Annotated in this window: 17 protein-coding genes and 1 other RNA gene; 4 read left to right on the top strand and 14 right to left on the bottom strand. The window is 71.9% G+C overall.

Annotated features, from left to right (window positions below; translation table 11 throughout):
• Positions 1–210 precede the first annotated feature (210 nt).
• A complete protein-coding gene (gene murA, locus ACKUU6_RS20820) occupies positions 211–1,551 on the top strand; it encodes a UDP-N-acetylglucosamine 1-carboxyvinyltransferase (RefSeq protein WP_407990070.1) in 1,341 nt (446 codons plus the stop codon).
• Positions 1,552–1,625: 74 nt separating this feature from the next.
• Here murA and ACKUU6_RS20815 read toward each other — a convergent pair whose 3' ends face one another.
• The 5 genes from ACKUU6_RS20815 to ACKUU6_RS20795 all read right to left on the bottom strand — a co-directional run bounded on the left by ACKUU6_RS20815 (position 1,626) and on the right by ACKUU6_RS20795 (position 9,400).
• Positions 1,626–1,907 (bottom strand): HU family DNA-binding protein, encoded by a 282-nt coding sequence (locus ACKUU6_RS20815; RefSeq protein ID WP_057237508.1) that lies wholly within the window; start codon positions 1,905–1,907, stop codon positions 1,626–1,628.
• A gap of 514 nt (positions 1,908–2,421) precedes the next feature.
• A complete protein-coding gene (locus ACKUU6_RS20810) occupies positions 2,422–3,897 on the bottom strand; it encodes an NAD-dependent malic enzyme (protein WP_407990069.1) in 1,476 nt (491 codons plus the stop codon).
• 321 nt (positions 3,898–4,218) lie between these two features.
• Entirely contained in the window at positions 4,219–6,501 is a 2,283-nt protein-coding gene (locus ACKUU6_RS20805) for a HelD family protein (protein WP_407990068.1), read from the bottom strand.
• Positions 6,502–6,675: 174 nt separating this feature from the next.
• The gene (locus tag ACKUU6_RS20800; protein WP_407990067.1) at positions 6,676–7,851 is read right to left on the bottom strand and encodes a uroporphyrinogen-III synthase; all 1,176 of its coding nucleotides are present in this window, start codon (positions 7,849–7,851) and stop codon (positions 6,676–6,678) included.
• A 169-nt stretch (positions 7,852–8,020) separates the two neighbouring features.
• The gene (locus ACKUU6_RS20795; protein ID WP_407990066.1) at positions 8,021–9,400 is read right to left on the bottom strand and encodes a nitrate/nitrite transporter; all 1,380 of its coding nucleotides are present in this window, start codon (positions 9,398–9,400) and stop codon (positions 8,021–8,023) included.
• Between the two features lie 437 nt (positions 9,401–9,837).
• On the opposite strand from ACKUU6_RS20795, the gene ACKUU6_RS20790 reads away from it, so the two are divergent.
• A complete protein-coding gene (locus tag ACKUU6_RS20790; protein WP_407990065.1) occupies positions 9,838–11,208 on the top strand; it encodes a ricin-type beta-trefoil lectin domain protein in 1,371 nt (456 codons plus the stop codon).
• A gap of 97 nt (positions 11,209–11,305) precedes the next feature.
• Here the strand turns inward: ACKUU6_RS20790 and ssrA are convergent.
• The 5 genes from ssrA to ftsE all read right to left on the bottom strand — a co-directional run bounded on the left by ssrA (position 11,306) and on the right by ftsE (position 15,194).
• Positions 11,306–11,682: a transfer-messenger RNA gene (ssrA, locus tag ACKUU6_RS20785) on the bottom strand.
• Between the two features lie 93 nt (positions 11,683–11,775).
• On the bottom strand, positions 11,776–12,255 hold the full coding sequence (gene smpB / locus ACKUU6_RS20780) for an SsrA-binding protein SmpB (RefSeq protein ID WP_407990064.1): 480 nt from the start codon (positions 12,253–12,255) through the stop codon (positions 11,776–11,778).
• A 140-nt stretch (positions 12,256–12,395) separates the two neighbouring features.
• Positions 12,396–13,502, bottom strand: a complete 1,107-nt coding sequence (locus ACKUU6_RS20775; RefSeq protein ID WP_407990063.1) for a S41 family peptidase — start codon at positions 13,500–13,502, stop codon at positions 12,396–12,398.
• A 35-nt stretch (positions 13,503–13,537) separates the two neighbouring features.
• Positions 13,538–14,443 (bottom strand): permease-like cell division protein FtsX, encoded by a 906-nt coding sequence (gene ftsX, locus ACKUU6_RS20770; protein ID WP_407990062.1) that lies wholly within the window; start codon positions 14,441–14,443, stop codon positions 13,538–13,540.
• 61 nt (positions 14,444–14,504) lie between these two features.
• Positions 14,505–15,194: a cell division ATP-binding protein FtsE gene (gene ftsE / locus ACKUU6_RS20765; RefSeq protein WP_184919059.1), complete on the bottom strand. Its 690-nt coding sequence runs from the start codon at positions 15,192–15,194 to the stop codon at positions 14,505–14,507.
• Positions 15,195–15,634: 440 nt separating this feature from the next.
• Here ftsE and ACKUU6_RS20760 point away from each other — a divergent pair, with 440 nt between their 5' ends.
• On the top strand, positions 15,635–15,829 hold the full coding sequence (locus tag ACKUU6_RS20760; RefSeq protein ID WP_184919057.1) for a hypothetical protein: 195 nt from the start codon (positions 15,635–15,637) through the stop codon (positions 15,827–15,829).
• 143 nt (positions 15,830–15,972) lie between these two features.
• Here the strand turns inward: ACKUU6_RS20760 and prfB are convergent, their stop codons facing one another.
• The 3 genes from prfB to ACKUU6_RS20745 all read right to left on the bottom strand — a co-directional run bounded on the left by prfB (position 15,973) and on the right by ACKUU6_RS20745 (position 20,338).
• The gene (gene prfB, locus ACKUU6_RS20755) at positions 15,973–17,082 is read right to left on the bottom strand and encodes a peptide chain release factor 2 (RefSeq protein WP_407990061.1); all 1,110 of its coding nucleotides are present in this window, start codon (positions 17,080–17,082) and stop codon (positions 15,973–15,975) included.
• A gap of 9 nt (positions 17,083–17,091) precedes the next feature.
• Positions 17,092–18,384: a serine/threonine-protein kinase gene (locus tag ACKUU6_RS20750; protein WP_407990060.1), complete on the bottom strand. Its 1,293-nt coding sequence runs from the start codon at positions 18,382–18,384 to the stop codon at positions 17,092–17,094.
• 163 nt (positions 18,385–18,547) lie between these two features.
• Positions 18,548–20,338: a serine/threonine-protein kinase gene (locus ACKUU6_RS20745; protein WP_407990059.1), complete on the bottom strand. Its 1,791-nt coding sequence runs from the start codon at positions 20,336–20,338 to the stop codon at positions 18,548–18,550.
• 250 nt (positions 20,339–20,588) lie between these two features.
• On the opposite strand from ACKUU6_RS20745, the gene ACKUU6_RS20740 reads away from it, so the two are divergent.
• Positions 20,589–23,318 (top strand): FtsK/SpoIIIE domain-containing protein, encoded by a 2,730-nt coding sequence (locus ACKUU6_RS20740; protein WP_407990058.1) that lies wholly within the window; start codon positions 20,589–20,591, stop codon positions 23,316–23,318.
• A 10-nt stretch (positions 23,319–23,328) separates the two neighbouring features.
• Here ACKUU6_RS20740 and ACKUU6_RS20735 read toward each other — a convergent pair whose 3' ends face one another.
• Positions 23,329–24,297: an IS481 family transposase gene (locus ACKUU6_RS20735; RefSeq protein ID WP_407988834.1), complete on the bottom strand. Its 969-nt coding sequence runs from the start codon at positions 24,295–24,297 to the stop codon at positions 23,329–23,331.
• Positions 24,298–24,343: the final 46 nt, after the last annotated feature.

Genomic DNA, 24,343 nt, shown 5'->3' with positions numbered 1-24,343 from the left:
TCCGGTACCACCCGAACGGACGTACCGCGCCGCCGTGTCGGCCCCCGGGAGAGCATGATCACGAGTAGGGCGCAAGGGAACCAACCGTCCTCCCCTTACCATCTATAGGTGGTGGAAGGGCCTTCTACTCCGGTGGAAGATCCTTCCACTTGCGTCTGCCCTGCTCCGCAGCCGACTCACCCCCCTATGGCATCCCGGATTGCGAGAACGATGACCGACGACGTCCTGCTGGTCCACGGCGGAAACCCGCTCGAAGGCGAGATCCGGGTCCGTGGTGCGAAGAACCTGGTCCCCAAGGCCATGGTCGCCGCCCTGCTCGGCACGGGCCCCAGCAGACTGCGCAACGTTCCGGACATCCGCGACGTCAAGGTGGTCCGCGGCCTGCTGCAGCTGCACGGCGTGACGGTGCGCACCGGTGACGAGGAGGGCGAGCTGATCCTCGACCCCTCGCACGTGGAGAGCGCCAACGTCGCCGACATCGACGCGCACGCGGGCTCCTCGCGGATCCCGATCCTGTTCTGCGGCCCGCTGCTGCACCGCCTCGGCCACGCCTTCATCCCGGGCCTGGGCGGCTGCGACATCGGCGGCCGACCCGTGGACTTCCACTTCGAGGTGCTCCGCCAGTTCGGCGCGACCATCGAGAAGCACCCGCAGGGCACCTACCTGGTGGCGGCCCAGCGGCTGCAGGGCACCAAGATCGAGCTGCCCTACCCGTCGGTCGGCGCGACCGAGCAGGTGCTGCTCACCGCGGTGCTCGCCGAGGGCGTCACCGAGCTGCGCAACGCGGCCGTCGAGCCGGAGATCGTCGACCTGATCTGCGTGCTGCAGAAGATGGGCGCGATCATCTCGCTGGGCACCGACCGGACCATCCTGATCACCGGCGTGGACGAGCTGGGCGGCTACACCCACCGCGCCCTGCCGGACCGGCTGGAAGCGGCCTCCTGGGCCTGCGCGGCGCTGGCCACCAAGGGCGACATCTACGTCCGCGGCGCCGACCAGATCCCGATGATGACCTTCCTGAACACCTTCAGGAAGGTCGGCGGCGCCTTCGAGATCGACGACGAGGGCATCCGGTTCTGGCACCCGGGCGGCGAGCTCAAGGCGATCGCCCTGGAGACCGACGTGCACCCCGGCTTCCAGACCGACTGGCAGCAGCCGCTGGTGGTCGCGCTGACCCAGGCCGACGGCCTCTCCATCGTGCACGAGACGGTGTACGAGTCCCGGCTCGGCTTCACCGGCGCGCTGAACCAGATGGGCGCGCACATCCAGCTCTACAGCGAGTGCCTGGGCGGCACCCCCTGCCGCTTCGGCGCCCGCAACTTCCAGCACTCCGCGGTGGTCTCGGGCCCGTCCAAGCTGATCGGCGGCGAGCTCGTCATCCCCGACCTGCGCGGCGGGTTCTCGTACCTGATCGCGGCGCTGGCGGCCGAGGGCACCTCGACCGTGCACGGCATCGACCTGATCAACCGGGGCTACGAGAACTTCATGGAGAAGCTCCGCGACCTCGGTGCCCAGGTCGAGCTGCCCAGCGAGAACCTGGTCGGCATCTGATCCGCAGCCGTAGACGACCGTGGCCGGTCTCCCCGAGGGGAGACCGGCCACGGTCGTCTACGGCTGCTTCGGGACTACTTGCCCTTGGCAGCTTCCTTCAGCTTCGAACCAGCGCTGACCTTGGCGCTGAAACCGGCCGGGATCTGGATCGGGTCGCCGGTCTGCGGGTTACGGGCCGTACGAGCGGCACGGTGGGTGCGCTCGAAGGTCAGGAAGCCGGGGATGGTGACCTTCTCGTCGCCCTTGGCGACGACCTCACCGACAACCTCGGCGAAGGCGGCCAGAACAGCGTCGGCGTCCTTGCGGGTCACCTCGGCGCGCTCCGACAGAGCGGCCACCAGCTCACTGCGGTTCATGTGTACTCCTGTGGTCTGTTCGCGTTGCGGTGTGCGGGGGGCCCATCGGTCGTCCCTCCCGGGGCCCCCACGTTCTGGAGGCGGCCGGACGGGCCGCTGGTCCGCACACTGTGCTCATTCAGGCGAGGGTTGGTCAGGGGTCGGGCTTGCACCCCGAAGCGCCTCAAACCGCACTGCCTGGGTACGAATCCTGCCCCGACCGGCACTGAGAAAGCCAATCGGACCCCGGCGCGGTTGACCCGAACAGCGCCCGCCCACCGGAGTTGTGACACTCCGTCGGCTCCGGCGGACCGGATCGGGCGACGGTCCGGAGGACACGCCGGGAGCCCAGGGGGACGTTCCGTACTTGTCGGACACGCCTGCCCCGTGCAGGGCTACCGTACGCCCTGGCACCGACAAGCCCAAACACGCCCCTTCCCCTTGTGTCGCAAGGGTTCGGGGCGTGTGCCGATGGGTAGGGCCGGCGACCGGGCTTTTGTCCGAGCGTCCGGACGCTCCCGGGCAGCCGTGCGACCTAGAGCCGAACGACCGGGAAAGCCGCGGTGTCGAGCGTGCCGACGATGCCGGGGGTGGGCCTGCCGGGGGCGGGTTCGGCGCCGCCACGGGCCGCCAGGGCGGCCTCCCGGACGGCTGCCGCCACGGTCTTGGCCACGTCGGGGTGGAAGACGCTGGGGATGATGTAGTTGGCGTTCAGCTGGTCGTCGGCGACCGTGGTGGCCAGCGCCCGGGCGGCGGCGATCATCATCTCGGTGTTGACGGTGTGGCTCTGCGCGTCCAGCAGGCCACGGAACACGCCGGGGAAGACCAGCACGTTGTTGATCTGGTTCGGGAAGTCGCTGCGGCCGGTGGCCACCACCGCGGCGGTCTGACGGGCCACCGCCGGGTCGACCTCCGGGTCCGGGTTAGCCAGCGCGAAGACGATCGCGTTCTCGGCCATGGTGGCCAGGTCGTCGCCGTCCAGCAGGTTGGGGGCCGAGACGCCGATGAAGACGTCCGCGCCGGCCACCGCGTCCTTGAGCGTGCCGGTACGGCCGGAGCGGTTGGTGTGCTCGGCGATCCAGCGCAGCGAGTCGTTCAGGTCCTCCCGGCCGCTGTGCACCACACCGCTGACGTCGGCCACGGTGGCGTGCTCGACACCGGCCGCCAGCAGCAGCTTGAGGATCGCGGTACCGGCGGCGCCGGCGCCCGACATCACCACCCGGATCTCGGAGATCTCCTTGCCGACCACCCGCAGCGCGTTGGTCAGCGCGGCGAGCACCACGATCGCGGTGCCGTGCTGGTCGTCGTGGAAGACCGGGATGTCCAGCGCCTCGCGCAGCCGGGCCTCGATCTCGAAGCAGCGCGGCGCGGAGATGTCCTCCAGGTTGATGCCCGCGAAGCCGGGGGCGATCGCCTTGACGATCGCGACGATCTCGTCGGCGTCCTGGGTGTCCAGGCAGATCGGCCAGGCGTCGATGTTGGCGAACCGCTTGAACAGCGCGGCCTTGCCCTCCATCACCGGCAGGGCGGCCATCGGGCCGATGTTGCCCAGGCCGAGCACGGCGGAGCCGTCGGTGACCACCGCGACGCTGTTGCGCTTGATGGTCAGGCGGCGGGCGTCCTCGGGGTTCTCGGCGATCGCCATGCAGACCCGGGCCACGCCCGGGGTGTAGATCATGCTGAGGTCGTCACGGTTGCGGATCGGCAGCTTCGAGGACATCTCGATCTTGCCGCCGAGGTGCATCAGGAAGGTACGGTCCGAGACCCGGCCGATCGCCACGCCGTCGATCGCGCGCAGCTTCTCGACGATCTCCTCGCCGTGCGCCACCGAGGAGGCGGCCACCGTCACGTCGATCCGGAGCGCCTCGAGGCCGGAGGCGGTGACGTCGAGACCGGTGACCGAACCGCCGGAGGACTCGACCGCGGTGGTGATCGAGCTCACCGCGTTGCCGGTGGCCGGGACCTCCAGCCGCACCGTGATCGAGTTCGAGACACTGGGCACCGTCGCCATCGACGTCCTTCTTCCTGGATCCACGTCTTGAGATCAACACTTTGTTGAAAATCTCACGCCTTGGGCATGCTAGACCTCGATCGTCGCACCAACCAAGGGCCTGCCAGAAATAACGTTCATTGAGTGTCCGGACTCGACAAGGTTTCTTGCCCTTCACGGGCGATGCGTTACATTGGACAAGGCACCGGCTCGATCCAAGCCCCCGGGCCCAACCTTCGTCGCTACGAGCGACCACTTGCCGCGAGGCGAGCATGGCGGGTCGGTGTCATAACGTCGGAAGGCCCCTCACCACCGGTGAGGGGCCTTCTCCGTGTCGGTCCGTCAGCGCAGCAGCGCCGGCACCCCGTCCGCGTCCGGCAGGTCGTCGGGGCCGGAGAGCACGGTCAGCCGCTGGGTCGCCCGGGTCAGCGCCACGTACAGCACCCGCAGCCCCGCCTCGGACTCGCCCGCGATGCCGACCGGGTCGGCCACCACCGTGGCGTCGTACTCCAGGCCCTTGGCCTCCAGGCTGCCGAGCGCCACCGCCCGCTCGCCCAGACCCTCGATCCAGCCGGCCGCCTCGACCCTGCGGTCCATCGGGACCACCACCGCGACCGTGCCGTCCACCTCGGCCAGCAGCTTGGTCAGCTCGGCCCGGGCGGCCGCCGCGAAGTCGGCCGGGTCGGCCGACTCCACCGCCGCGAAGCGCGGCGCCAGACCGGTCGAGCGGACCGCCGACGGCGAGGGGGTGCCGGGCGCGGCCAGCGCCAGCACCTTGGCCGCCACCTCGGCGATCTCGGACGGGTTGCGGTAGTTGACGGTCAGCGTGTGCCGACGGCGCGGCTTGCCCGCCAGCACCTCGTCCATCGCCGCCTGCGCCTCCTGCGGGAACGGCCAGGAGGACTGCGCCGGGTCGCCGACGATGGTCCAGGTCGCCATCCGGGAGCGCCGGCCGACCATCCGCCACTGCATCGGGGTGAGGTCCTGGGCCTCGTCCACGATCACGTGCGCGTACTCGACCCGCTCGACCGGCACCCGGTCACGCTGCCGGGCCGAACGGTCCGCGTAGGTGGTGACCTCCTCCAGGCCGGTCAGCAGGTCGACGGCGTCCACCTCGCGGACCACCCGTCTGGCCGACTCGCCGAGCAGCAGCTGCAGCTCGTCCACCATCGCCACGTCGTGCACCGAGAGCGGGCCCTCGCCACGGTCGGTCAGCCCGCTCCATGACGCGGCCAGCAGGCGCGCCTCCTCCGGCGTGACGGCCCGACGGGCGATCCGGTTGGTGTGCCGGGGCTGCTTGAGGGTGGCCAGCACCTGACGGGGCGTCAGGGAGGGCCACCAGGCGTCCAGGAAGTCCAGGAAGACCGCCTCGTCGGAGACGTACTCGTCGAACGCCTCCTTCTCCTCCTGGCGCTGCTCCCTGGCGTAGTGGTCGCTCGGGCGCGGCTGGTGCCTGATCGCCTCCTGCCAGAGTGCGTCCAGCAGCAGCCGCCGGGCCCGCGGGCGCAGCAGGTTGAGCGGTGTGCCGCCGCTGCCGATCACGTTGCCGCGCACGGCGCGCAGCCTGTTGGCGTCCAGCCGGAGCGCCTCGCCCCGGGCGAACACCTTCAGCTCGGTCGGCGCACCCAGCTCCAGCGCCGCCTTGGCCGCCCGGCGCAGCAGCGTCACCATCCGGGCCGAGCCCTTCACGTGCGCGGCCTCGGGGGTGTCGTACCGGCCGGCCTCGATGCCGTCCACCAGGCTGCCGACGGCCCGGATCGCGACCTGGCCCTCCTCGCCCAGCGAGGGCAGCACGCCCTCGGTGTACGAGACCAGCAGCGCCGTCGGGCTCACCACCAGGATGCCGCCCGCGTACCGGCGGCGGTCCTGGTAGAGCAGGAACGCGGCGCGGTGCAGCGCGACCGCCGTCTTCCCGGTGCCGGGGCCGCCGGTGACCAGGGTGGCGCCCGGCGCGGGGGCCCGGATCACCTCGTCCTGCTCGCGCTGGATCGAGGAGACGATGTCCCGCATCGAGTGGCTGCGGGCCCGGCCGAGCGAGGCCATCAGCGCACCGTCGCCGACCACCGCCAGCTCCTGGCCGTCCAGGGTCGGCGTCAGGTCGGGGCGCAGCAGGTCGTCCTCGACCCCGAGCACCTTGCGACCCTTCGACCGGATGACGCGCCGTCGGATCACCCGGCCCGGCTCCAGCGGTGTGGACCGGTAGAACGGCGCGGCGGCCGGCGCCCGCCAGTCGATCACCAGCGGCCCGAACTCGGCGTCGAGCACGCCGAGCCGCCCGATGTGCAGCGTCTCGGCGACGGCCGGGTCGGCCGGGTCGAGCGGGGTCTGCGACGGGATGCCGTGCTCCTCGGGAGCATCGGCCTGTTGGAGGTCGATCCGGCCGAACAGGAAGTCCTCGAACTCGCTGTTCAACCGGTTCAGGTGCGCGCCCGCGCGGTACACCTGGGCGTCACGCTCGGCGAGCGCGCCGGGCGTACCGACCTGCACGCGCTTGGCGGCGTCCTCCAGGATGTACTCGGCCTCGGCGAGCTTCTCCTCCAACCGGTGGTACACCGTGTCGAGATGGCGCTGTTCGCCCGCGATCTCGCGGTCGCGGATGGTGTCTGAGTCAGAGCTGCTGTGCATGGCCTCGGGGGGTGCGGCGAAGGACCTCGGAAAAGAGACGGACGGATGATCCTACGCCCTGCGCACCGCGCTCGGCCATGCACCGGCGCGGACTCGGGCGGACGTGCGCCGCCAGGGGCCCGGGACTCCGATCCCCGACCCGCCGACCGTGCACTGCCGAGCCCCTGCCGACACCTACGCCGCGCCGTACTTCTCCCCCGGATCGGCCACCGGATCGAGCGCCAGCCGGTACCCCCGCTTGACGACGGTGGCGACCAGCCGCGGAGCACCCAGCGCGGAGCGCAACCGCGCCATCGCCGTCTCCACCGCGTGCTCGTCGTTCCCGCTCCCCGGCAACGCCCGCAGCAGCTCGGCCCGCGGCACCACCCACCCCGGCCGCTTCGCCAGCGCCCGCAGCAGTGCCATCCCGGCGGGCGGTACGGGCCGCAGCCCGCCGTCCACCAGCACGGCCTGACCGCGCAGTTCCAGCAGGTGTCCGGCCACCGAGAGCCGGCGCGCCCGGCCCGGCAGCTGCGCGGTGAGCATCTGCACCATCGCTCCGAGCCGCATCCGCTCCGGCCAGACCGTCGCGACGTCCAGCTCCTCCAGCGGGGCCGCCGTCACCGGGCCGACGCAGACCGGCAGGACGTCGCGGCGCAGCGCGTGCAGCAACTCGGCCGTCAGGCCGCGCTGTTCGGCCCGGTCGAGCAGGCTGATGGCGGCGGGTGCGCTGGTGAAGGTGACCGCGTCCAGGGCACCCGCGCAGCAGGCGTCCAGCAGCCGGTCCAGCGGGGCGAGGTCGGCGGGCGGCAGCCAGCGGTAGACCGGGACCTCCACGACCTCCGCGCCGGCCGCCTTCAGCGACTCGACGAAGTCCCGCAGCGGGGCGCCGTGCAGCTGGACGGCGATCCGCCGCCCGTCCACGCCCTGTTCCAGCAGGCGTTCCAGCACCTCGACCGAGGACTCCGACTCGGGCGACCACTCCTCCCGCAGCCCGGCGGCCCGGATCGCGCCCTTGGCCTTGGGGCCACGTGCGAGCACCACGGCCTTGCCCAGGCGGTCGATCAGGTCGTCGCCGAGCCCCCAGCCCTCGGCGGCCTCGATCCAGCCCCGGAAGCCGATGCCGGTGGTGGCCACCGCGATGTCCGGCGGGTCGGCGACCAACGCGCGGGTGGCGGCGAGCAGTTCGGTGTCGTCGGTGAGCGGCACGATCCGCAGGGCGGCGGCCCGCAGGACGGTGGCGCCCCGGCGCTGGAGCAGGGCGGCGAGTTCGTCCGCCCGGCGGGCGGCGGTGATGCCGATGGTGAAGCCGGCCAGTGGCGGTACCGGTTCGGCGCGGTCGGTGGGGCGACTGCTCGTCAGATCGTCCATGGCTCTCGGTCCTTCGGTGGTGCGCGCCTCCCGGCTGCGGCCGGCCGGAAGGGTGGGTGGACGGAAATCCTCTCCCCTGGCGGTGTCGCAGCGGGGTCGGTCCGATTTCCGGCTTGTTTCGCAGGTCGGACCGGCCGTCCAGGGACTGGACGGCCGGTCCGAGGGACGCTCAGGCGCGGGCCAGCGCCGGGCTCGGCGCGGTCTCACCAGGGGCCGCACTCGGACGGCGGAGGTACACCACCCAGGTGAGCGCGAAGCAGACCGCGTACGCCGCCAGGAAGGAGACGAAGGCCGGGGTACCGGTCTTGGCCACCAGGAAGGACTGGCGGAAGGCCAGGTTGATGAACAGTCCGCCGAGCGCACCGACCGCCCCGATCACGCCCACCGCCGCGCCGGACATCCGGCGGGACCAGGCGGCAGCCTGCTCGACGGTGTCGCCGAGCTGGGCGATCCGGTCCTGCGCCTTGGCCTCGAAGATCACCGGGATCATCTTGTAGGTGGAGCCGTTGCCCAGACCGGCGAAGACGAACAGGGCGATGAAGCCGGTCAGGAAGACCGGCAGCGACCGGATCGACGAGGCGTACGTGACCAGCCCGGCGGCGGCCGCCATCGCGGCGAAGTTCCACAGGGTGATCCGGGCCCCGCCGAGCCGGTCCGCCAGCCAGCCGCCGACCGGGCGGATCACCGAGCCGAGCAGCGGGCCGACGAAGGTCAGCTGAGCGGCCTGCAGCGGGGTGCGGCCGAACTGGTTCTGCAGCACCAGACCGAAGGCGAAGCTGAAACCGATGAAGGAGCCGAAGGTGCCGATGTAGAGGACGGACATCAGCCAGGTGTGCTTCTGCTTCACGATCTCGGCCAGCGCACCGGTGTCGCTCCGCATCGGCGCCAGGTTGTCCATGAAGAGCGCCGCGCAGGTCGCCGCGACCACGATCAGCGGCAGGTAGATGCCCAGCACCAGCCTCGGGTGGGTCGCCCCGGCCCAGGTGATCACGCCGAGCGCCACCAGCTGGATCACCGGCACGCCGATGTTGCCGCCGCCCGCGTTCAGGCCGAGCGCCCAGCCCTTGCGGTGCTGCGGGAAGAAGGCGTTGATGTTGGTCATCGAGGAGGCGAAGTTGCCGCCGCCGAGCCCGGTCAGCGCCGCGACCAGCATGAACGTGGTGTACGAGGTGCCCGGGTGCATCACCCAGGCGGCCGCCAGGGTCGGCAGCAGCAGCAGGAGCGCCGAGACGATGGTCCAGTTCCGGCCACCGAACCTGGCCACCGCGACGGTGTACGGGATCCGGACGAACGCGCCGACCAGGGTGGGCACCGCGACCAGGAAGAACTTGCCGGCCGGGTCCACGCCGTACTTCGGTCCCATGAAGAGGACCATCACCGACCAGAGGCTCCAGATCGAGAAGCCGACGTGCTCGGAGACGACCGAGAACAGCAGGTTGCGGTTGGCCACCTTCCGCCCTGTCCGCTCCCAGAATCCGGCGTCCTCCGGCTGCCACTCCTGGATCCAGTGGCCGCCCGCTCTGCCCTGCGCTGCCGTGTCGGTGCTCATCGCGCTCCCCTTGCCTGCCGGTGCCCTGTGCCAACTGACGTTAGGAGGCGGTGATTTCGCCCTCGTTGTGGCCTGTGACGCCCGAGGAACCGTCCTCTCACCCGCCGGACGTCGGCGTTGTGAGGGCGCGGCCCCTGCACAGCGGACGAGGTGCGACCCCGACTCCCTACCCGTCCCGGCGCCGACGAACCGGATCACTGCGAGAAGGGTTGACACCGCATGCACCGAGGAGCACGCTGCCGTCATTCCGACGAGAACGCCGCCCCTCCCACCCCGGGCGGCGTGTTAACGCTCACACGACTTGTGCGTGTCGCACTTGGCTGCCACCCCCGCCAGGAGAACTGCGTGAACGTCAGAACCCCCGTGGGCTGATGCCCTCCTGACCGGTCATCGCTGCGCCGTGTCGGCGTCCCACCCCCACAGCGAAGGACGAACAGATGAAGCACCGATCCTTACTGGCCTCGGTCACGGCCGCCGCGCTCCTCGTGCTGGGAGCCGCCGGCACCGCACAGAGCCGGACTCCCGCCCCGGCCACCGCCCTCGCCGCACCGGCGGCCGTCGGTGCGGCCGCCCCGGCCGCCGTCACCGCCGCCGCACCGACGGCCGGCTGCGGCAAGGCTCCGGCGCTGAGCAGCGGCGCCCACACGATCCAGAGCAGCGGCCAGAACCGCAGCTACATCCTCAGGCTCCCCACCGGTTACGACAGCAACCGCCCCTACCGACTGGTCTTCGGCTTCCACTGGCGCGGCGGCACCGCGAGCGAGGTCGACTCGGGCGGGACCGACGGCTACAACTGGTCCTACTACGGCCTCCGGCGGCTGGCGGACGCCGCCAACAACGGCACGATCTTCGTCGCCCCCCAGGGCTTCGACAACGGCTGGGCCAACAGCAACGGCCAGGACGTGACCCTCGTCGACGACCTGACCCGGCAGCTCGAGTCGGGGCTGTGCATCGACGGCACCCAGCTGTTCTCGGCCGGCTTCAGCTACGGCGGCGCCATGTCGTACGCGCTCGCCTGCGCCCGGCCGACCCTCTTCCGGGCGGTCGCGGTCTACTCCGGCGCCAACCTCAGCGGGTGCGCCGGGGGAACGCAGCCGGTCGCGTACATGGGGCTGCACGGCCTCCGCGACAACGTGCTGCCGATCTCGCTGGGACGCTCGCTCCGCGACACCTTCGTCAGGAACAACGGCTGCACCCCGCAGAACCCGCCGGAGCCGGCCAACGGCAGCCTGACCCACATCGTCACAACCTACTCCGGCTGCCGGTCCGGGTATCCCGTGGTCTGGGCGGCCTTCGACGGAGCGGGCCACGACCCCGGCCCCATCGACGGCTCGACCGGTGACGGCTGGCGCACCTGGACCTCGGGCGAGGTGTGGAAGTTCTTCTCCCAGTTCGAGTCGGGCACCACTCCCCCGCCCAGCGGGCAGCAGCTGGTCGGGCAGCAGTCCGGCCGGTGCGTCGACATCAGCGGCTCCGCCACGGCCAACGGCACCCAGGCCCAGCTGTGGGACTGCAACGGCGCCACCAACCAGCGCTGGACGAACACCGCGGGCAAGCAGCTCACGGTCTTCGGCACCAAGTGCCTGGACGCCTCCGGCAAGGGCACCGTGAACGGCACCGCCGTGGTGATCTGGGACTGCAACGGGCAGACGAACCAGCAGTGGAACCTCAACGCCAACGGCACCATCACCGGAGTCCAGTCGGGGCTGTGCCTCGACGCCACCGGCGTGGCCACGGCCAACGGTACGAAGCTCCAGCTGTGGGCCTGCTCGGGCGGCGCGAACCAGCAGTGGCACCTGCAGAGCTGACCCGGACCGCCTGACCGGCCGGGCCCCGACCGGTCGGCGCCCGGCAAGCACGAAGGCCACCCTCCGGTGGGGAGGGTGGCCTTCGATACACATGGGGTGGTGGAGATGCCGGGAATCGAACCCGGGTCCAGTGGAGTGGATTCAGGACTTCTCCGAGCGCAGTCCGCTGTGATTTTCTCGGCCCTGGCAGTCACGCGGACAAGCCGCCAACAGGCCCAGTCACTGTTTGGTTTCCCCACCGACCCCCGTGACCGGGGTGGCGGGTTGAGTTCCCTAAATTATGCCAGGGTCCGGGTCGGGAACTCCCCGGTCTGACACCCGTTCACTTTCGCTTAGGCAGCGAGAGCGAACTGCTGGGCATCGCGCTTAGAGTTGGCGATTATTGTTTTGCGGCAGATGGTTAACGAGATCATTGCCGCGTTCCTCGGCTCGCTTCTCCTGTTTCGACTTCCCCTGTCGAAACCGATCATCCCCATGTTTTGTTGAGAAACAACGCTCCGGCGGGCGGACCCTCCGGGGTGGTGCTTGAGCCATACTACGCGCAGCGACCGGCCCTGGCCAAGCAGATTAACCCTGCTGGCGGCGGCGGACCGCCGCGACCGCCCGGTCCGTCTCACGGCGGTCCTGCTTCTCGCGCAGGGTCTGCCGCTTGTCGTGCAGCTTCTTGCCGACCGCGAGGGCCAGCTCCAGCTTCACTCGGCCGTCCTTGAAGTACAGCGAGAGCGGCACCAGGGTGTGGCCGGTCTCCTTGGTCTTCGACTCGATCTTGTGGATCTCCATCCGGTGCAGCAGCAGCTTGCGCTTGCGCCGCGCCGAGTGGTTGGTCCAGGTCCCCTGGGCGTACTCGGGGATGAACACGTTGTCGATCCACACCTCGCGCTGCTGGACGTAGGCGTAGCCGTCCACCAGGTTGGCCCGCCCCTCGCGGAGCGACTTGACCTCGGTGCCGGTCAGCACCAGGCCGCATTCGTACGTGTCGAGGATGGTGTACTCGTGTCGCGCCTTCTTGTTCTGCGCGATCAGCTTCTTCCCGGTTTCTTTAGCCATAGCGCCGATCATTGTCGCACCTCGGAGGACCCATCGGCAGCCCCTTTACCGCTGGGTGCGGCACGCCGAGGGCTCGTACGGGACCGTCCCCGGCAGCGCCACCCCCACAGAGGCGGGCACCCGCCCCGCCCGCACCCGGGCTACCTGCCGCCCAGCCCCGAGAGCACGGTGTCGGCGAGTCCGACGGTGTCGGCCGGGGTGGCGCCGGGCGGGCGGGGGACGTCCGGGGTCAGGCCGGTGCCGTCCGGGGAGCGGCCGGCCGGGGTGAAGTAGCGGCCCACGGTCAGTTCCAGCACCGCGCCGTCGGCCAGCCGGCTGGGCTGCTGGACGGTGCCCTTGCCGAAGGTGCGGGAGCCGACCAGGACGGCGCGGCTGCGGTCCTGGAGCGCTCCGGCCAGCAGTTCGGCGGCGCTCATGGTGCCGCCGTCCACCAGCACCACCAGCGGGGTGACGGTGTCGCCGCCGGGGGCTGCGGTGAGTTCGCGCCGCTCGCCGTGCTCCAGGTAGGAGCCGACCGGGCCGCCGTCCAGGAACAGCGCGGCGGTGGCGGCGGCCTCGTCGACCAACCCGCCGGAGTTGCCGCGCAGATCGAGCAGCACCCCGTGGGCGCCCTGGACGGCCGCTCTGACCTGCTCGGCCACCCCGGCCGTGAAGCCGTGCACCGCGATCCGGACGACGCCCGGGCGCGGCTGGTCCACCGTCACGTCACGGGCCGCCAGTTCAGCCCGGTGCAGGGTCAGTTCACGCTCCGGGCCGCCGGGGCGGCCCAGCGCCAGGGCGACCGTCGAACCGGCCGCGCCGCGCAGCCCGGCCACCACCTCGGTGATCGGCAGCCGGTCGGCCGGGACGCCGTCGATCCGCAACAGCCGCTCCCCGACCGCGATCCCGGCCTGATCGGCCGGCCCCGCCGGAGTCACCTGGGCCACCGTGGTGGCCCCGTCCGGCGCGCGGAGGACCGAGAGGCCCACGCCCGCGTACCGGCCCTGGGTGAAGTCGGTGTACGCCTCCCGGCTGTAGTACGCGGCCCACGGATCGCCGCCCCCGGCCAGCAGTTGCTCGGCCTGCTGCCGGGAGAGGTCGGCCCCGGCCAGCGGGCGGCCGCCCAGCGCGTCCGAGGAGGTGGCGAGTTGAGCGAACTCCGGGGGCTCGCTCCAGGCGCCGGTCATCGCACCGCCGAGCAGCACGGCGCCGAACACCAGCGAGAGCACGGCCCCCTGGCGTACCCCACTGCGCAGCGTCACCGGCATGGCACCGGAGTCTAGGCGCGGTCCCTGGCCCGACGTCAGACCTTGAGGTACTTCCGCAGGGTGAAGAACGCCGCGATCGCGGCCATCCCCATACCGACCACGATCAGCAGCGGGATCACCGACAGCACCGAGGAGAGCCCGATGAAGTGGATGAACTCCACCTTCTTGGCCAGGAAGCCCTGCACGAAGAAGTGCCCGGCGACCAACAGCCCGGAGGCCAGCGCGGCCCCCAGCAGTGCGGCGAACGCGGCCTCGGCGATGAACGGCATCTGGACGTAGAAGTTCGAAGCACCGACCAGGCGCATGATGCCGGTCTCACGCCGTCGGCTGAACGCCGACACCCGGACGGTGTTGACGATCAGGAGGAGCGCAACGAACAGCATCAACACCATGATCACGAACGCGGCCGTCTGCAGACCGTTCAACAGCCCGAACAGGTTCTCCAGGATCTTCTTCTGGTCCTGCACCGATTTGACGCCCGGTAGACCCGCGAAGGCGCTCTGCATGACGTCGTACTTGGTCGGGTCCACCAGCTTCACCCGCCAGGACTGCGGCAGTGCGTCCGCACCCACCGCGGCGATCAGCGCGTTGTTCGGGTCCATGTCCTTCCAGTGCTTGAACGCCTCGGCGGAGCTCTCGAAGGTGAAGTTCTGCACCAGCGGCATCTTCTCCAGCTTCGCCTTCACGTCGGCGATCTGCTGGTCGGTGGCGGCACCCGCCGCACACTGGGCCGACTTGGTGTCGGCCTTGGTGCAGAAGTAGATGCTCACCTCGACCTTGTCGTACCAGAAGTCCTTCATCGAGTTGACCTGGTCACGCACCAGCAGGCTGGCTCCGGCCAGGGCGAGCGACAGCGCAACGCTGATGACGACCGCGATGGTCATGGTCAGGTTGCGACGGAGACCGACGCCGATCTCGGACAGTACGAACTGGGCGCGCATGGCTTTGTCTCACTCCAGGGTCATTGCGGGTGGGGCGGGCAGGCGGACGGGGCGTCAGGGCTCAGTGCTGGTAGCCGTAGACGCCGCGGGCCTGGTCGCGGACCAGCAGCCCCTTGTCGAGCTCGATCACCCGCTTGCGCATCTGGTCGACGATGGCCTGGTCGTGGGTCGCCATCAGGACCGTGGTGCCGGTGCGGTTGATCCGGTCGAGCAGCTTCATGATGCCGACCGAGTTCTGCGGGTCGAGGTTTCCGGTCGGCTCGTCGGCGATCAGCAGCATCGGACGGTTCACGAAGGCGCGGGCGATCGCCACGCGCTGCTGCTCACCACCCGAGAGCTCACCGGGCATCCGGTCCTCCTTGCCACCGAGGCCGACCAGGTCGAGCACCTCGGGAACGACCTTGTTGATGGCGCTCTTCGGCTTGCCGATCACCTCGAGGGCGAAGGCGACGTTCTGCGCCACCGTCTTGTTCGGCAGCAGGCGGAAGTCCTGGAAGACGGTGCCCAGCTGGCGGCGCATGTGCGGCACCTTCCAGTTGGACAGCTTGCCGAGGTCCTTGCCCAGGACGTGCACCTCGCCGACGCTCGGCCGCTCCTCGCGCAGGCAGAGCCGGAGAAAGGTCGACTTGCCCGAGCCGGATGACCCGACCAGGAAGACGAACTCGCCCTTCTCGATCTCCAGCGAGACGTTGTCCAGGGCCGGACGGTTCTGCTTGGGATAGGTCTTGGAGACGTTGTCGAATCTGATCACGGCTGCATCACGGGGGCCATCCTAGGTGGAATGGCGACCGCATCGGCCGAACTTCCGTGACCCGATCGTTACTTCGGGCTCCGGAGGGCTGGCCGGACGGCACCGTTCCTCGGTCGGTTCCGCTCCCGCGACGGACCGGGAGCGGCGGCGGAAGTGGCCGGCTGCCACTTCTCCGGTCTCGGACCATACGCGAAGCAGCTCCGGGCCCGCAGGCCCGGCCGCGCTGCCGGCCTGAGAATTGGTGGCCAATGTTCCGATTTGACCGGATAAATGCGAGCCATGTCACAGCTCTGCTTGCGGTTGAGCGGTCGACCGGCCCCACGCACGGGCCGGATCGACCGGAACCTGGCACAGTGGTAGCAGAGAGCGGCCGTACGGGGCATCCGAAGGAACCGGAAGCCCGCCCGGCGCGTTGCTGTAAGCAGCAAGGAGGAGATCGCATGACGTGCGACCATCTGGTGTGCGCCAACTGCAACGGCCGCGTGAGTGACGGCCGGTGCCCGGTCTGCCGCGCCAACCGAGCCCGGCTGCAGGGGCAACAGGGCCCGTTCGCCGCGCTGACACCCGCCACGCTGCTCGCGTTGCTGGTCGGCCTGCTGGCCGTGGCCCTGATCGCCCGACAGGCCCTGGCCTGACCCAGGACACGCGAAAGGGCCCCGGGACTTCCCGGGGCCCTTTCGTATGCCGTTGCGCCTACGCGGCGGTCTCGCGCTGCTTCCGCCGGCGGATCCCGGCCTCGATGCTCTGCTCGACCTTCATCGAGGCCGGCATCCGCGCGTCACGATGCCGTTTCGCGCTGCTTCCGCCAGCGGATGCCGGCCTCGATGAAGCCGTCGATGTCCCCGTCCAGCACCGACTGCGGGTTGCCGACCTCGAACTCCGTCCGGAGGTCCTTGACCATCTGGTACGGGTGCAGGACGTACGAGCGCATCTGGTTGCCCCAGGAGCTGCCGCCGTCCTTGAGCGCGTTCATCGCGGCCTTCTCCTCCTGCCGGCGCAGCTCGAGGAGCTTGGCCTGGAGGACGTTCATCGCCGAGGCCTTGTTCTGAATCTGCGAGCGCTCGTTCTGGCAGGAGACCACGGTGCCGGTCGGCAGGTGGGTGATCCGGACCGCCGAGTCGGTGGTGTTGACGCCCTGGCCGCCGGGGCCGGAGGCGCGGTAGACGTCGATCCGCAGCTCGCCCTCGTCGATGTCGACGTGGTCGGACTGCTCGACCACGGGGAGCACCTCGACGCCCGCGAAGGACGTCTGACGGCGGCCCTGGTTGTCGAACGGCGAGATCCGGACCAGGCGGTGGGTGCCCTGCTCGACCGAGAGCGTGCCGTAGGCGTACGGCACCTTCACGGTGAAGGTCGCGGACTTGATGCCGGCCTCTTCGGCGTACGAGGTGTCGTACACCTCGGTCGGGTACCCGTGCCGCTCGGCCCAGCGGAGGTACATCCGCATCAGCTGCTCGGCGAAGTCGGCGGCGTCCACGCCACCGGCCTCGGCCCGGATGTTGACCAGGGCCTCGCGGGAGTCGTACTCGCCGGAGAGCAGGGTGCGGACCTCGAGCTCCTCGACCGCCTTCTGCACCGAGGTCAGCTCGGCCAGCGCCTCGGTGAGGGTGTCCGCGTCGTCCTCGTCCTCGGCCAGCTCGAACATGATGGAGAGGTCGTCCACCCGGCCGCGCAGGGTCTGCACCTTGCGCAGCTCGCCCTGGAGGAAGGAGAGCCGGCTGGTGACCTGCTGCGCGTTCGCCAGGTCGTCCCACAGGTTCGGGGCGGCCGCCTCCTCTTCGAGGGCGGCGATGTCGGCCCGGATCTTGTCCAGGTCGAGGACGGCCTCGATCGACCCCATGGTCGTTTCGAGGGACTTGAGCGCTTCGGAAGGATCGACGGCTGCCACGCCACCAGCCTAATGGCTCCGGGCCACCGACCGTGCATGGGTATCCGCAGCCGGGTCGGTCGACCACGGAGCGGACGCCCCGGAGCGGGTACCGGGGGACGAGGCCGCGAAGGCCGAGTACGCGGCCGCCGCACCGGCCAGCAGCAGCACCACGGCGAGCAGCACCGCGTACAGCCTGCGGCGCCGGACCAGCGCCGAGCGCCCCTTCCGGTGACCGGCCGCCGGGGCCGCCGCCTCCCGGCGCTGGGCCTGGGACTCGGCCGCGTAGGAGGCCAGCTCCTGGGCGGACGGGCGGCGCAGGCTGGTGTGGGTGTCCCGGGTGGAGTCGGGCGAGGGCGCCGGTACCAGCGGGACGGCCGGGCCGCGACGGCGCCGGTGGGTGCCGGGGCCGGTGTCCGCCTCGGCGTAGACCGCCTCGCCCGGGGTGATCAGCTCCTCGACCGGCGCCTTGCCCTGCGGCGGCACGTGCGCGGGGAGCCCGGCGAGGTACGGCAGCTGCTCGCGCAGCCGCTCGGCCAGCTCGGCGGCGCGCAGCCGGGAGGCCGGGGCCTTGGCCAGGCACTCGCCGATGATCCGGGACAGTCCGTCGGGGAGCCCCGGGATCGGCGGGACGGTCTCGGTGACGTGCCGGCGCAGCACCGCGCCGGTGTGGCCGCCGCCGAACGGGGTGAAGCCGGTCAGCAGCTCGTACAGCACGGTGGCCAGCGCGTAGATGTCGACGGCGGCGCGCGGCTCCAGGCCCTCGATGATCTCGGGGGCCAGGTAGTCGGGTGTGCCGATGATCCTGGTCGCCCTGGTCCGGCGCGGGGCGTCCACCAGGCGGGCGATGCCGAAGTCGGTGAGCTTGGCGCGCGGGGCGCCGCCCGGGCCGGCCGGGGCGGCCAGGTCGAGCATGACGTTCTCCGGCTTCACGTCCCGGTGCACGATCCCGGCGGCGTGGGCGGCGGCCAGGCCGTCGGCCACGTCGGCGATCACCGAGACGGCGGCCATCGGGGTCAGCGGGCCGTCCCGGTCCAGCCGGGAGCGCAGGTCGGCGCCCTGCACCAGCTCCATCACCAGGGCCAGGTCGTCGCCGTCCATCACCATGTCGCGGACCCCGACCACCCGGGGGTGGTCCAGGCTCATCAGCGCGGTGCGCTCCTGGATGAACCGCCCGACGAGGACCTGATCGGAGGCCAGGTCCTCACGCAGCAGCTTGACTGCCACCGGCCCGTCCGGGCCCTCGCCGAGCCAGACGGTCCCGGCGGACCCCCGGCCGATCACCTGGTGGACGGTGTACCGGCTGCCGATCTTGCGTGCCAATGCTGGTGCTCCGTAGGCGGCGGGAGCGCGCGGTACCGCTGCGCGCTCGGTAGGTCGGTGCTTCAGCCCACCAACCTACGCGCCCGACGGCCGTTCGGGGGACGCCGAACGGCCCTGTGCGCCCTCCCGGAACAGGAAAAGATTCTGAAGTGTCGACAAATCTCTACTGTTGACTGCCCGTCAGGTTGCTGATCCAGTCACTGGCCTTGCTGAACCAGTCCTGGACGTTCTGCCACCAGATCGGCAGGTCGGTGAAGTTCCACAGCGCGACGGCGGCCACCGCCAGCACCAGGATCACCATCAGGCAGCCCTTGAGACAGCCCAGACCCGGGATGTACATCCGGTTCCGGCTACGACGGCGCGGCTCCCGGGCGGGTTCGGGCTCGCGCTGCTGCGGGGCCGGCGGCTCCTGGCGGCGCGGCGGGGCGGGCTCGGGCCTGCGGGCCGGGGTGGGGGCCGGGGCCTGCTGGTACGGCTGCGGCGGGGGCGCCTGCTGGTAACCCTGCGGCGGGGGCGCCTGCTGGTAACCCTGCGGCGGGTACGCCTGCTGCTGGGCCTGGTACGGCGCCGGGGCCACCGGCGGCCGACGGCGGCCGGCGGGGGGCTGCGGCGGCCCGGACTGCTGCGGGCGGTAGGGCTGGTACGGCTGCGGCGGGGGCGCCTGCTGGTAGCCCTGCGGCGGCCGCTGCTGCCCGGCCTGGTAGGGCTGCGGTGCGACCTGCGGCTCACCGAAGTCGGCGGGGTCGAAGTAGGCGACCTCGGTCTGCTGGTTGCGGTCCCGGGCGGCCCTGAGCTGGGTCTGCCAGGGGTGCGGCTGCTCCGGCTGCACCGGCGCGGGCGGCGGCGTGACGGGCGGCACCGGCGGCGGTGCGGTCCGGCCCGCCGCGCTCTGAGGGGTCATCAACTGGGTGGCGGCCGCCGCGTCGTACTGCCCCGAGGGCAGCACCTGGGTCGGATCGGCGCCACCGAAGGCGGAGTCGACGAACTGCGCGGAGAGCGGCACCCCGGGCTCGGTGGGCGCGACGTACGCGGGCGTCGGCCGCGGGTCGGGCAGCAGCAGGGCCCCCACCTCGAAGGCCGCCTCGGCCTGGGCCGGCGAGGCGTGCACGCCGACACCGGCCGCGACCACCCGCAGGGCCCTGGCCAGCGCGACCGCGCCGGGCCGCTCGGCCGGGTCCTTGCGCAGGCAGCGCTCGACCACCGTCCAGAGCGGCTCGGGCATGGTGCGCGGGCGCTCAGGGTCCTGCTGGAGGTGCGCCTGGAGGATCGCGATCGGGCTGTCGCCCTGGAACGGCGCCCGGCCGGTGACCAGCTCGTACAGCATGATCCCCGCACCGTAGACGTCCACGGCGGAGGTCTGCGGACGGCCGTCGGCGGACTCGGGGGCGACGTACGCGGGCGTGCCGACGAACTCGTGGGTCCGGGTGATGCCCGGGGAGTCGGCGAGGCGGGCGATGCCGAAGTCGGTGAGCATCGGGTGCATCTGCTCGGCGCCGTCGACGCTGGTGCTGGCGAGCAGCACGTTGGCGGGCTTGAGGTCGCGGTGCACGATGCCGTCGGCGTGGCTGACGGCCAGCGCGTCGGCAATCTGGGCCATCAGCAGGGAGCCGGCGATCGGGCTGAACGGGCCGTTGCCGCGCAGGTAGTGGAACAGGTCGGGGCCGTCGACCAGGTCCATCACCAGGGCCAGCAGCTCGCCCTCGACCACCAGGTCACGGACCCGGACGATGTTCGGGTGGGTCAGCCGGAGCAGCACCGAGCGCTCGCGCAGGAAGCGCATCACCACGTCCGGGTCGGCGGCCAGTTCCTCGCGCAGTATCTTGATCGCCACCGGCCGCCCGGGCTCGATCCCGGGCACCACGACGTCCTCGCGCACCCGGGCCCGCCAGACGGTGCCGGTGGCCCCTCGTCCGAGGGCTTCCTCAAGCAGATACTTGCTGCCGACTGGCCGCACCTACGACTCCTCGCGCCGCCGTGTTTTCGGCAACTCTAACGGTGGCCGCTCAGGTTTCCGAGGCGCCCGGACCGCGTCCCGCGGGGCGACGTACGCCCGAGGTTGACCTGACGGTTCGTCGGCTCCACCATGGCGATCATCGCAAGATCGTCAAATCCGGTGCCGGGCGCGCGGTGTCGGTCCGGGGTGGCAGGATGACAGGCACCACTCTTGTGGCCCAACGGCATCACGGAAGGGGAGTGCGGGGGCGATGCAGATCCGGCTCACTGTCCTCCGACCGCGCAGCGGCACGGCAGCCGTGGGAACGGCCACCGACGTCCTGGTCACCGCCCCGGTCGGCACGGCGCTCGGCGCAGTCGCGGGGGCGCTCGCGGGCGCCGTGGGCGTGCGCGGCCCGCGCTCCGCCACCCATGTGCACCTGTACGCCGGTGCCGAGCGGATCGACGAGCAGACCCTGCTCGGCCATCCCCCGCTGCTGGACGGCGCCGTGCTCTCGCTCAACGAGCCCGATCCGGACGCGGACGAGGACGGCCCGCCCGCCCCCGCCGAGCTCCGGGTCACCGGCGGCCCCGACGCGGGCGGCGTGCACCGCCTGCACGGCGACCGGATCCACGTCGGCCGGTCCAGCGCCGCCGACGTCCCGCTCGACGACCCCGACGTCTCCCGGCTGCACCTCTCGCTCACCCTGGGCGCCGATGGCCAGGTGACGGTCCGTGACCTCAACTCGACCAACGGCACCGGTCTGGACGACCGGTTCCTCCGCGACGAGGCGGTCGAGCTGCCCGACGGCGGGCTGGTCCGGATCGGCGAGTCCACCCTCCAGGTGGTCCGCACCGAGTCCGGCGAGCTCCCCGGGGCGCGGACCACCCCGGACGGGCTCGGCCACCTCCAGCTCACCGTCGCCCCCCAGCCCAGGCAGGCCGCGGTACCCGAGCCCGAGCCGGTCCTCGCCGAGCCGCCCGCCACCGGCGGCCTGGCCCGCGCGCTGCTGTCCCGCCGACGCGGCCGACCCGAGCCCACCGCGCCCAGTCCCGCCCAGCAGCACGCCGCCGCCCGACTCCGGCAGGCCGCCGCCCAGCGCGAGCGCTGGCCCGACCTCGCCACCGTGCTGCTCACCGCGCTCGGCCCCGGCCCCCGGCTCTGGGAGCGCGGCCACACCCACCCCGACTCGCTGACCCTGCGGCTCGGCACCGCCGACCGGCCCGGCGGCCCCGGCACCACCCCCGGCACCATGCTGCCCGCCGTCCCGGTCACCGTCGACCTGCAGACCGCCGGCAGCCTCGGCCTGGCGGGCCCGCGGGCCCGGCTGACCTCGCTCGCCCGCGCCGTCCTGGCCCAACTCGCCGTGCTGCATCCGCCGAGTGCGCTCAGCCTGGTGGTGGTCGGCGCCGACGAGGAGCGGACGGCCGACTGGTCCTGGTCGTTCTGGCTGCCGCAGCTCCAGCCGACGCACGGTCAGGCCTGCCGTCTGCTGGTCGGGTTCGGCCCCGAGCAGACCGAGGCCAGGCTCACCGAGCTGACCAACGGCCCCAGTGACGGCCTGTCAGGTCCGCCCGCCACCGTGCTGCTGCTGGACGGCACCCCCGGCACCGCCGAGGGGCGGGCCGCACTGGCCGTCCTGCTGGAGCAGGGCCCCGCCCTCGGCGTCTTCCCCATCTGCCTGGCCGATCAGAGCACCGCCCTGCCAGCCGGGCTCGGCGCCACCGCCGTCCTCACCGGCGAGGTCGCCACCCAGCTCACCCTGGACCGCCCACTCGGCGGCGGCGGCCGCGAGCGGATCGAGGAGATCGCCGTGGACGCGGTCTCCCCCGCCTGGGCCGAGCGCCTGGCCCGGGCCCTCGCCCCGCTCAGCGAGGCCAGCCCGGTGGCCCGCGGCCCGCTGCCCGACCAGCTCAGGCTGCTCGACCTGCTCCGCCTCGACACCGTCACCCCCGCCAAGCTCTCGGCCCGCTGGGCGGCCCTGCCCTCGGGCCCCGGCACCGCCACCGCGCTGCTCGGCACCACCAGGGACGAGCCCTGCCTGATCGACCTCGCCGACCCGGACGAGCCGAACGGCCCGCACGTCCTGGTCGGCGGCGCCCGGGGTACCGGCAAGACCGAGCTGCTCCGCACCCTGGTCGCCTCACTGGCCGTCTCCGAGCAGCCCGAACGGCTCCGGATCACCATCGTCGAGGGCCGCGGCTCCGCCCCCGACGCCCCGTCGAGCCTGCGCGGCTGCACCGACCTCCCCCAGGTCACCGAGCACGTCGACGCCGGGGCCGACCCCCGCGGCGCGATGCTCGCCGCCGAATCCCTGCTGGACGAGCTGGCGCACCGCGAGGCGCTCTTCGGCGACCAGGACTTCACCGGCTGGCACACCGCCCGGGCCCTCGGCACCCCCGCCCCGGCCCTGGTCAGCGCCGGTGGCGGCACCCTGCGCGAGGCCACGGTCCGGATCGCCGCCCCCCGCAAGGCACCCGACGTGCTGACCGCCGTCCCGGCCCGGCTGGTCGTCGTGGTCGACGACTACGACGCGCTGCTCGCCCCCACCTCCCCGGCCGGGCGCCCGCTCGGCCGCGCCCTGGCCGCCGTCGCCGAACGCGGCGGCCGACTCGGCGTCCACCTGGTGGCGGCCACCGGCTCCCCCGAGCAGACCGCCGGTACGGAGCTGGACGAGGTGGCCCAGCTCAGGATCGCCCTTCGGACGGCCGACCCGGCCGACTCGGACCAGCTGATCCACCTCGCCGACGCGGCGGCCCTGCCGGAGGAGACGCCAGGCCGGGCCTACCTCCGGCGGCCGGACGGGGGCGTGACCGCCTTCCAGTCCGCCCGGGTCAGCGGCCGGATCCCCCGGACCGCCACCCTCCGCCCCACCGTGGTCGCCATCGACCCCGCCCAGCTCGGCGCCCCGCCCACCCGCAGGCCCGTCCGCGAACTGGGCAACGGCCCCACCGACCTCGCCCTGCTGGCCAGCGCCCTCCAGCGGGCGGCGCAGGTCTAGGTGTACTCGGTCATGAGGTTGGTGACAGTCGGCTGATCGGTGGCTGGCCGCCGAGCGCGGTGTGTCGACGTCGAGTGTTGTAGAAGTCGAGCCAGGGTGCGAGTGCGCGGGTGCGTTGGGTGTTGCTGGTGAAGACCTGCCGGTAGGCCCATTCGGTCTGCAGGGTGCGGTTGAAGCGCTCGACCTTGCCGTTGGTCCATGGGCAGTGCGGGCGGGTGAACTTCTGGCGTGCGCCGAGTTCCCGGCACGCGGCTTGGAAGTCGTGCGAGATCCGGTAGTTCTTGGCGTTGTCGGTCATCACGCGTTCGATCCGGGTGATGCCGTGTGCCTGGAAGAACGTGGCGGCGCGGGTGAGGAAGCCGGCGCAGGTGGCGCCCTTCTCGTCGGGCAGGACCTCGGCGTAGGCGAGGCGGGAGTGGTCGTCGACGGCGGCGTGGACGTAGTCGTAGCCCAGGCCGCGCAGGGCGCGGGGGCGTTCGCCGCGGCCGTGGGCGCGGTGGCCGCCGCCGTCCGGGATCTTCCCGAGCTTCTTGACGTCGATGTGGATCATGTCGCCGGGGCCGGCGTGCTCGTAACGCCGCCCGCCTGCCCGGGTGGCACGGATGACTTCACCGGTCAGCGGGTCGCAGGCGGACAGTGGCGGCACGTTGTGGCGGCGCAGGATCCTGCTGACCGTCCGGGCCGGGACACCGGTCTGCTCGGCCAGGAAGCCCGGGCCCACCCGCAACTGGTGGCGGGCCTTCAGTACGCGTCTTTCGACCGCGGGCGAGGTGCGTGCGGGACAGTGGTGCGGGCGGCTGGTCCGGTCGTGCAGACCGTTCCAGCCCTCCGCCCGGTACCGGTTGACCCAACGGTGGGCGCACTGGCGTGAGACACCGAGCTCCTTCGCGACGTGCGCGACCGGACGTTCGTCGAGTACGACACGGCGGACCAGCAGGCATCTGCCGTGAAAGGTCAGCCGGGCATTAGCGTGGGCCACCAGGACCTCCGAGGTGAGTGAAGACGGCAAACTCCACTACGCCCGG

Origin of the sequence: Kitasatospora sp. CMC57 (assembly GCF_045866025.2) — a bacterium.
Taxonomy (GTDB): domain Bacteria; phylum Actinomycetota; class Actinomycetes; order Streptomycetales; family Streptomycetaceae; genus Kitasatospora.
This window is presented reverse-complemented; position numbering and strand designations above follow the sequence as displayed.